Source organism: Candidatus Angelobacter sp., from assembly GCA_035607015.1.
Classification (GTDB): domain Bacteria; phylum Verrucomicrobiota; class Verrucomicrobiia; order Limisphaerales; family AV2; genus AV2.
On record DATNDF010000191.1, the window covers coordinates 1 to 8931 of the forward strand.

The 8931-nt window shown below is 59.3% G+C and carries 8 protein-coding genes; 7 read left to right on the plus strand and 1 reads right to left on the minus strand.

Annotated elements, in window-relative coordinates:
- Positions 1-76: 76 nt before the first annotated feature.
- The 7 genes from VN887_07755 (at position 77) to mqnC (ending at position 8492) form a co-directional block, all read left to right on the plus strand.
- Entirely contained in the window at positions 77-1045 is a 969-nt protein-coding gene (locus VN887_07755; GenBank protein ID HXT39901.1) for an ABC transporter substrate-binding protein, read from the plus strand.
- Between the two features lie 73 nt (positions 1046-1118).
- Positions 1119-2732 (plus strand): family 43 glycosylhydrolase, encoded by a 1614-nt coding sequence (locus tag VN887_07760; protein HXT39902.1) that lies wholly within the window; start codon positions 1119-1121, stop codon positions 2730-2732.
- Positions 2729-4282, plus strand: a complete 1554-nt coding sequence (locus VN887_07765) for a sugar ABC transporter ATP-binding protein (GenBank protein ID HXT39903.1) — start codon at positions 2729-2731, stop codon at positions 4280-4282. The genes VN887_07760 and VN887_07765 overlap by 4 nt, the downstream gene beginning before the upstream one ends.
- Before the next feature lie 39 nt (positions 4283-4321).
- Complete coding sequence (locus VN887_07770) at positions 4322-5338, plus strand: ABC transporter permease (protein HXT39904.1); 1017 nt, start codon at positions 4322-4324, stop codon at positions 5336-5338.
- Positions 5335-6291 carry a galactofuranose ABC transporter, permease protein YjfF gene (yjfF, locus tag VN887_07775; GenBank protein ID HXT39905.1) on the plus strand — a complete coding sequence of 319 codons (957 nt, stop codon included), beginning with the start codon at positions 5335-5337 and terminating at the stop codon, positions 6289-6291. The genes VN887_07770 and yjfF overlap by 4 nt, the downstream gene beginning before the upstream one ends.
- A 131-nt stretch (positions 6292-6422) precedes the next feature.
- Positions 6423-7229 carry a prepilin-type N-terminal cleavage/methylation domain-containing protein gene (locus VN887_07780; protein ID HXT39906.1) on the plus strand — a complete coding sequence of 269 codons (807 nt, stop codon included), beginning with the start codon at positions 6423-6425 and terminating at the stop codon, positions 7227-7229.
- 171 nt (positions 7230-7400) lie between these two features.
- Positions 7401-8492, plus strand: a complete 1092-nt coding sequence (gene mqnC, locus VN887_07785) for a cyclic dehypoxanthinyl futalosine synthase (protein HXT39907.1) — start codon at positions 7401-7403, stop codon at positions 8490-8492.
- Between the two features lie 5 nt (positions 8493-8497).
- On the opposite strand, the gene VN887_07790 is transcribed toward mqnC, so the two are convergent.
- Positions 8498-8931, minus strand: a 434-nt coding sequence (locus VN887_07790; GenBank protein HXT39908.1) for a hypothetical protein, incomplete at its 5' end; no start/stop codon positions are given.

Below are 8931 nucleotides of genomic sequence, written 5' to 3' on the forward strand. Positions count from 1 at the left end.
GTGCCGTGACAGCCGCCATTTCCAACGCACTACTCAAGCTTGAAATCCGATGGCTCGACCTCCCAATATCATTCCCATGAGAAAGAACGTTCTTATTGCTTCTGCGCTGGTGGTTGTTTCGCTTCTCCCGTCCGGCGCGCCGCGCGCGGCGGAAAGCCCGAAGAAAGAAATCCGAGTCGGCTTTTCGCAGATCGGCGCGGAGAGCGGCTGGCGGACTGCGGAGACCGGGTCCATTCGTTCGGAGGCCGCCCGACGCGGCGTCAACCTCCGGTTCTCCGATGCGCAACAGAAACAGGAGAATCAGATCAAGGCGCTTCACGCGTTCATTGCGCAACGGGTGGACGCCATCATTCTTGCGCCGGTGGTCGAAACCGGCTGGGAGCCGGTCCTGAAACAGGCGAAAGCGGCGAAGATCCCGGTCGTTCTCGTGGATCGCGGTGTGCGCGTGTCGGACGATTCTCTTTTCGCCACGTTGATCGCGTCCGATTTCGTCGCGGAAGGGCGCATGGCGGGCGAGTGGCTGGCGAAGCAGTTGAACGGCAGGGGCAACATCGTCGAACTGCAGGGCACGCCGGGGGCGGCGCCTGCCATCGACCGCAAAAAGGGTTTCGAGGAGGCGCTGAAGAATCATCCGGACGTCAAAATCGTCAAATCCCAGACGGGGGAATTTACGCGCGCCAAGGGCAAGGAGGTGATGGAGGCATTCATCAAGGCAGCCCAGGGCAGCAACACGAAAATTGACGCCGTTTACGCGCACAACGATGACATGGCGCTGGGCGCGATTCAGGCCATCGAAGAAGCCGGCCTGAGACCGGGGAAGGACGTGATCGTCGTCTCGATTGACGGGATAAAGCCCGCGTTCGAGGCAATGGTTGCGGGCAAGTTGAATTGTACCGTCGAATGCAATCCGCTGTTGGGCCCGGCGGCGTTCGACGCAGTTGAAGCGGTGCTCGCGGGCAAATCCCTGCCGAAAAAGACCATCGTGAAAGACCGGATTTTTGACCAGTCCGTGGCGAAGGACGTGATCGGGACGCGGCGGTATTGAGCGAAAGCCGCCACGAGGTTCGAGGCTGGTGTCGGACGGGAACGAACTCCGCGGCCGGCAGAATCTCTCGCCCATGAAACAGGTTGCCACCAGATTCAATGCGGTGCTCGCTTTGATGTGCATAGTCGTTTCAGTCGCGACTACGGGCGAAACAGGCGCCCTGTACTCCAATCCGGTTCTGGCCGGTGATTATCCCGATCCATCCGTCATCCGGGTCGGCAAAGACTATTGGGCGACGGCGACGTCGTCCGAGTGGGGGCCGCAGTTCCCCATTCTGCGCTCGCGTGACCTGGTGAACTGGAAGGTCGAAGGATCGGTCTTCGCGAAGCGTCCGGAGTGGGCGGTCGGCAATTTCTGGGCGCCGGAGATCTCAGAGTATCACGGGCGCTACTTCGTATATTACGTGGGCCGCAAGAGGGGCGGGCCGTTAAGCGTGGCGGTGGCGACAGCGGACAAGCCAGAGGGGCCGTACGCGGATCACGGGCCGCTGGTTTCGCAGGATGCCGGCTCCATTGATCCTGTACCTGCAACCGATGAAAAGGGGGACCGCTATCTGATCTGGAAAGAGGACGGAAACAGCCGGAAGCTGCACACCCTTATCTGGGTGCAAAAACTCTCCGACGATGGCACGCAACTCGCGGGTGACAGGAAAGAACTCATTCGCAACGACACTCCCTGGGAAGGCGCGGTGGTGGAGGGCCCTTTCGTGTTGCGGTGCTCGGGATGGTTCTATCTGTTTTACTCGGGTTCGGGCTGTTGCGGTCGCGGATGCACCTACGCCCTGGGCGTCGCCCGCGCCCGCGCGCTCCTGGGGCCGTGGGAAAAAAATCCAGCGAACCCCATCCTCGCCGGCAATAATCACTGGAAGTGTCCCGGCCATGGCAGCATCGTTACGGATGAGCGAAACCGCAATTTCCTGCTTTACCACGCCTACGACGCCGGGACGTTCGTTTATACGGGTCGCGAAATGCTGCTCGACGAAATAAAGTTCGGCGACGACGGCTGGCCCGTGATCAACGACGGAAACGGGCCGAGTGTGACCGCGCCGTCGCCGTTCGGTGTTACTCAGAACAGGAACGAATATTCTTTCTTCGACGATTTTACAGGCGAGCGGCTTGGTCCCGGCTGGCAATGGCCGCAGGGGAACGAGCCGTCCGTTCGCCTCGACCCGGCGAACGGCGGCCAGCTCGTGCTTGCGCCCGTCGATGAACACGCCGGTGATCCAGTGGGCGCGGTCATCGCGCGCTCAACCACGTCGGGCGACTACGCCGCGACGACAGTGATAGACGCGCGTGGGTTGAAACTGGGCGCTTTTGCCGGTCTGTCTGCTTTTGGCGATCCGGGGAACGCGCTTGGTCTCGCCGTTGGCGAAGGCAAAGCGGTTGTCTGGCAGCGTGAGAAAGGCAGGCACAAGATGCTCGCAGAATTGAACGACGTGACCTGGCCGAGTGTTTATCTGCGCCTGACCGCGACGGGCGGCAATCGTTTTCGGTTTACCGTGAGCTCCGACGGGCGCGAATGGAAAGGGATCGGCGAAACGGCAGAGGGCGGTTACCTGCCGCCGTGGGACCGCAGCGTGCGCGTGGCGCTGACCGTGGGAGGTGTCGTCGGCGCGGAGGGACGGTTCAATTCGTTTCGTATCACCCCGTCGTCACCGACGTCCGGCCCAAATGGGGCCGACCAATGACACCGGCTGCCGCCAACCGGGACTCGGCCACCGACCCGGCGCTGGTCGCCGCGCGCAAGATCACCAAACTGTTTCCGGGCGTGCGCGCCCTCGAAGACGTGGATTTTACGCTGCGTCGCGGCGAAATCCACGCGCTGATGGGCGAGAATGGAGCGGGCAAAAGCACGCTCATCAAGGTGTTGACGGGAGTTTACCGGCCCGACTGCGGTGAGATTCTGCTGGAAGGACGGTCCATTGATCCGCGTTCGCCGGCCGAGGCGCAGACACTGGGCATCAGCACGGTCTATCAGGAGGTCAACCTGGTGCCGCTCCTGTCCGTCGCCGAAAACATTTTTCTCGGCCGCCAGCCGATGAGACTCGGGCGGATCGACTGGAGGCAAATCAACCTCCGGGCGAAAGAGGTTCTCGGGCGCCTCGACGTGAACGTGGACGTGACCCGGCCGCTCAACAGTTATTCCATCGCGATTCAGCAAATGGCGGCGATTGCGCGGGCGCTCGACTTAAATGCCCGCGTGCTGGTGCTGGACGAGCCGACCTCGAGCCTCGATGCCAATGAGGTCGGGCATCTTTTCGAGGTGCTCCGCAGACTCAAGTCGCGCGGACTGGGCATCATTTTTGTCAGTCACTTCCTTGATCAAGTCTATGCGATCTCGGACCGGATGACGGTGCTGCGCAACGGCAGGTGGGTGGGCGAATTTCAGACGTCGAAACTGCCGCGCCTTGAGCTGATTGCAAAAATGATCGGTAAAGACCTGTCATCCGTGGAAGAAATGAGTGCGCGTCGCGAAGGGAAGACTGTCGCCGCGGATCAAACGCCGTTTCTGGAGGTCAAAGGGCTTGCCCGGCGCGGGTCAATGCGGCCGTTTGATCTGGAGATTCGGGCCGGCGAAGTTGTGGGACTCGCCGGTTTGCTCGGTTCCGGACGCACTGAAACCGCACGGCTGCTTTTCGGCGTTGACCGCGCGGACGCGGGGGAAATCAGAATCGACGGCCGCGCCGTCGTGATGAACTCGCCGCGCGCGGCCATCGCCCGGCGATTTGGTTTTTGTCCGGAGGATCGCAAAGCGGAGGCGATTATTCCGGATTTGTCGGTGCGCGAAAATATCACGCTGGCATTACAGGCGAGCAAAGGGTGGTTCCGCCGGATGCCCTCGCGTCAGCAACAGGCGCTCGCAACGAATTACATCAAGGTGTTGAACATTGCCACGTCCGACGCCGAAAAGCCCGTCCGGCTCCTGAGCGGCGGCAACCAGCAAAAGGTCATCCTGGCACGCTGGCTGGCGTCCGAACCACGCCTGCTCATCCTCGACGAGCCGACGCGCGGCATTGACGTCGGGGCGAAGGCCGAGATTGAGAAGTTGATCGCGAGGCTTTGCGCCGACGGGATGGCGATTCTGTTCATTTCGTCTGAACTGGAGGAAGTCGCGCGCGACAGCCATCGCGTGGTGGTATTGCGCGACCGGACGAAGATTGGCGAACTTCAGGGCGAACAAGTTGATCTTTCCGCCATCATGCGGGTGATTGCAGGAGATGAGCCTAAGCGCCGATAACCGAATCAACAGTCGCCAAATTTGAGCACCAGCGAGCGGATGAGCACGGTTAATGGCAAACCAGCAAAGGAAGTGATCCGGCCCTGGCAGATCAATCTGCTTTGTTCACTGATAGTCCTGAACGTACTCCTTTACTTCAACCTTTTCTTCACACCGGGGTTCATGCTTCTCGAGTTCAAGCACGGCCACCTCTACGGCAGTCTGGTCGATATCTTGAAACTGTCCTCGCGTGTGATGCTGGTATCACTGGGCATGACCCTGGTGATCGCGACGGCCGGAGTCGATCTTTCGGTCGGCGCGATCATGGCGATCGCCGGCTCAGTTGCCGCGAAACTGCTGACCCAGGACCACGCCGGTCTGTCGGCGGCGATTGTTGCGACACTCGGTGTCTGTTTCCTGCTCGGAGCGTGGAATGGAGCACTCGTCGCACGGTTCGGCGTGCAGCCAATTGTGGCGACCCTCATCCTCATGGTCGCCGGGCGGGGCATCGCTCAGTTGTTGACCGACGGCCAGATCATCACCGTTGAAAACCCGGAATTCACATTCATCGCCGGCGGGCACTTTCTCGGCTTGCCGGTCCCTTTCGTAATTGTCCTGACGGCGCTGGTGCTGACGGCGGCGTTGACTCGTTGGACGGCGATGGGGCTTTTCATTGAATCGGTCGGTAATAACGAAGCTGCGAGCCGGTTTGCTGGCGTCAACGCACGCGCCGTTAAGCTGTTCGTTTATACGTTCTGTGGCCTTTGTGCCGGCGTGGCGGGGCTCATCGAGGCGTCGACCATCAAGGCTGCGGACGCCAACAATGCGGGTTTGTACCTGGAACTCGATGCGATCATGGCAGTGGTCATCGGCGGGACCTCGCTGGCCGGTGGCCGGTTCAATCTGCCCGGGTCGCTGGCGGGGGCGTTGATCATTCAAACGCTCACGACCACCATTCTCACTCGTGGCGTGCCGGTCGAATACACGCTCGTGGTCAAGGCGGTGGTGGTGCTTGCGGTCTGCCTCCTTCAGTCGGAGCGATTCCGCGGCCTGGTTTCGAGGAGGAGGAACTCGTGAAAGCGCGCTTTTCCCGGGAACAAATTCCGCTGATAGCGACGATCACGGTGTTTTTGTTGTTCTATGCGGCAGCCTCGATTCGATTCCGTGCAGACCACTTTTTCTCCTGGGCGGTCTTCGTCAACCTGCTCCGTGACAACTCGGATCTCGGCCTTGCCGCCATCGGCATGACGTTCGTCATTCTTTCCGGTGGCATAGACCTGTCCGTCGGGGCAATGATCGGATTTACGAGCATTTTCATCGCGTGGTTGTGTGCTCACCAACTGCATCCCCTGGTGGCGATTGCGCTCGCGTTGGTGGTCGGGACCGGTTTGGGCGCGGGCATGGGCGCCGTGATCCGTTTCATGGCGCTGCCGCCGTTTCTGGTGACACTGGCGGGCATGTTTTTGATCCGCGGGCTGGGGTTCGTGGTGAGTCTCGAAAGCATCGCGATTCAGCATCCGTTCTACGACGCAATCAGCAATTTCAGCAACGAGGTCTTCCCATTTACGGCGACGATTTTTTTGGTCGCTCTGGCGGCGGCCATTTACATCACCCGCTGCACGCCGTTTGGACGGTCAATCTATGCCATCGGCGGGAACGAGCAGTCGGCGTTGCTGATGGGGCTTCCGGTGGGGCGCACGAAGGTCTGGATCTATGCCCTCAGCGGCTTTTGTTCCGCGCTTGGCGGCGTCGTGAACACGTTTTACAAGCTATCGGGGAACGCCACCGCCGGGACGATGCTTGAACTCGACGCCATTGCGGCCGTGGTGATCGGCGGGACGGTACTGTCGGGCGGGGCAGGCTCAGTTTTTGGTACGATGATTGGCGTGCTCATCCTTGGAGTCATTCAGACCGTCATCACTTTCGAGGGCACGCTCAGCTCGTGGTGGACGAAAATCGTAATCGGTCTGTTGCTGCTGGTGTTCATTCTCCTGCAGCGCCTCCTGCAGGGCCGGTCGGTCGGTCGTTGACGCCGACGTTGGATCAGTTGACGCGTCGGTGAGTAAACGTGCGTTTTGGATAGATGATGGTGGGTTTTCGGCATGGTAATTGTAGCGGCCGGGCGTAATGTGCTGAACGTGTCCCACTGAGAACGTTGTTTATGTGCCAAACATCACTTGAAAGCTGCGGCAGTCGGCGGCGTCGCCCGGGCTTCACACTCATTGAATTGTTGGTGGTCATCGCCATCATTGCGATTCTCGCCGGTTTGCTGTTGCCGGCGCTGGCCAAAGCCAAGGCCAAGGCTCAGCAAACAGCCTGCATCAACAACCTGAGGCAGATCGGCATCGCGACCATCATGTATGTGGACGACTATAAGAAGTATCCGGGTTGCCTCTGGGCAGGAGGCGGCTTTTACTATGTTTGGCCTCCGCGGCTTTTCACTCAATTGGGTACAAATCGCATGGTGTTCTGGTGTCCGGCGGCCAAACCGAACTGCAGATGGGATACCAATGCCAACAACAGCCTCGGAGCCATTGCGCCGAACGGGAAGAGGGATCCTTTCGGCATCAGCAACACTTCCCGCTTTCCATTTGGATACAATGACTGGGGACTGAAGCCTCCAGGTTCGCCGCAGCTGGGACTTGGTGGTGATGTGAACGTAGTGGGGGAACTTTCGGAAAGCGTGGTCCGCTCACCGGTCGATATGCTGATGCTTGCGGATAGCAAACCAGACGGAAGTTTTGATGGCAACGTGGATCCCACGAACCCCCTTGAATGGCCTTCCAACCGGCATAATCGACACACGGACGTGATGCTGGCGGATGGTCATGCGGAGACTGCCCTGCGCAAAGACGTGATAGATCCTAAAAACGACAAATGGCGCAGGCGCTGGAACAACGACAACCTTCCTCACTACGAGTTCAGTTGGACGGTCAACGCCGTCCAGGAGGCGAAAATTGATCCGTGATCCTGTTTTCAGACCGACGCACCCGACCCGCCGGCATTCGCCTCTCGGGAATCTTCCATTGGTGTAACACTCCAAGCCTTTGCGGTTGCAAGCGCGTTCGCTGAGTCGGTCCACGCGCATTGTCAGCACTCCGCCTTGTCATCCAGGACAAATGACGCTTAGCTTGTGGTTGTGAATTGCGACGCAGCGCTGGACGAGTTGCTACAAAAAGCCTGGGACGGCAGACGGATTGATCAGGCCGAAGCGTTGCGGCTTTACCGTTTACCCTTGGAGGAACTCGGCGCGTTGGCGGATCGTCGGCGAAAACTCTCGAAGCAGAAAGCCTACGACGGTCGCGGCGACAAGATCGTGACGTACATCGTTGACCGGAACGTCAATTACACCAACGTCTGCAACGTCTATTGCAAATTCTGCGCGTTTTACCGGACGGAAAAGGACGACGACTCCTATGTCATCACGCATGATGAGATGGATCGAAAGATTGAAGAAACCATTGCGCTGGGCGGCACGCAGATTTTGATGCAGGGCGGACACCATCCGAAACTGACAAAGCAATGGTATCTCGATTTGCTCTCACACATCAAAGGCAGATTCCCGCACATCAACATTCACGGCTTCAGTCCCAGTGAGTTCGTTCACTTCCGCGAAGTGTTTAACGAGCCGCTGGAAAAAATCATCGCCGACTTCAAAGCCGCCGGGCTTGGTTCGATCCCCGGAGGGGGAGGCGAAATTCTGGTGGATCGCGTGCGCAAACGCATTTCTCCGCTCAAGGCGATGAGTGACGACTGGCTCGAAGTGATGGACGTGGCGCACCGGCTTGATCTGGCCTCGACCGCCACGATGATGTTTGGCCATGTTGAGACGATTGAGGATCGCATCGAGCATCTGGAGCGGGTCCGGGCTCAGCAGGACAAGTCGAAGGGCTTCACCGCATTTATCGCCTGGACGTTTCAGGCCGAGCATACACGGCTCAAGGCCCCCACGGTTGGCGCGTTCGAATACCTGCGGATGCAGGCGTTGAGCCGGGTTTATCTCGACAATATTCCGAACATTCAAAGCTCCTGGGTTACCCAAGGGCCGGACATCGGCCAGGTCGCGCTCGAGTTCGGGGCGAATGATCTGGGCAGCATAATGATCGAGGAGAACGTGGTTTCGCAGGCGGGCACGACCTTTCGGATGACCGTCGCGGACATGCAACGATTGATCCGTGATCTTGGCCATGAGCCGCGTCAACGCGACAACTGGTATCGCCTGGTAAACTGATCGTTTCAGTGTTCCGCCCCGAACACGCTCGCGAGAATGGCTTCCTTGATTTTCCAGATCAGCGACATGGTAATGGCCATGGGTAACAGGATCAAAAAGAGCAGCACCCATTGGGCGATCGGCTTCATGAGCTGCAGCATGAGGGTGATCGAGGCGGGGGGATGCTGAATTTGGGAGAACGTGAAGTAGGCGGCCAGAAACGCGGGGATGAGGACGAGCAGAACGCCGTTCAGGGACGTGAACACTTTGGTTTCATTGCGCAGCGTTTCGTCCGGGAGCATCGCGGTCAGCCGATGCAACATCTGGTTGAGGTTGAACAGAAAGAGCAGCGCGGACAAAGCCAGCACGGTAACGGCATAGTAAAAGAAGGGAACGTCAGGCAGTTGCTGGTGCCAGTGGACGAAAGGCGACAAGCCGACGTTCACCAGCCCGAGAATTC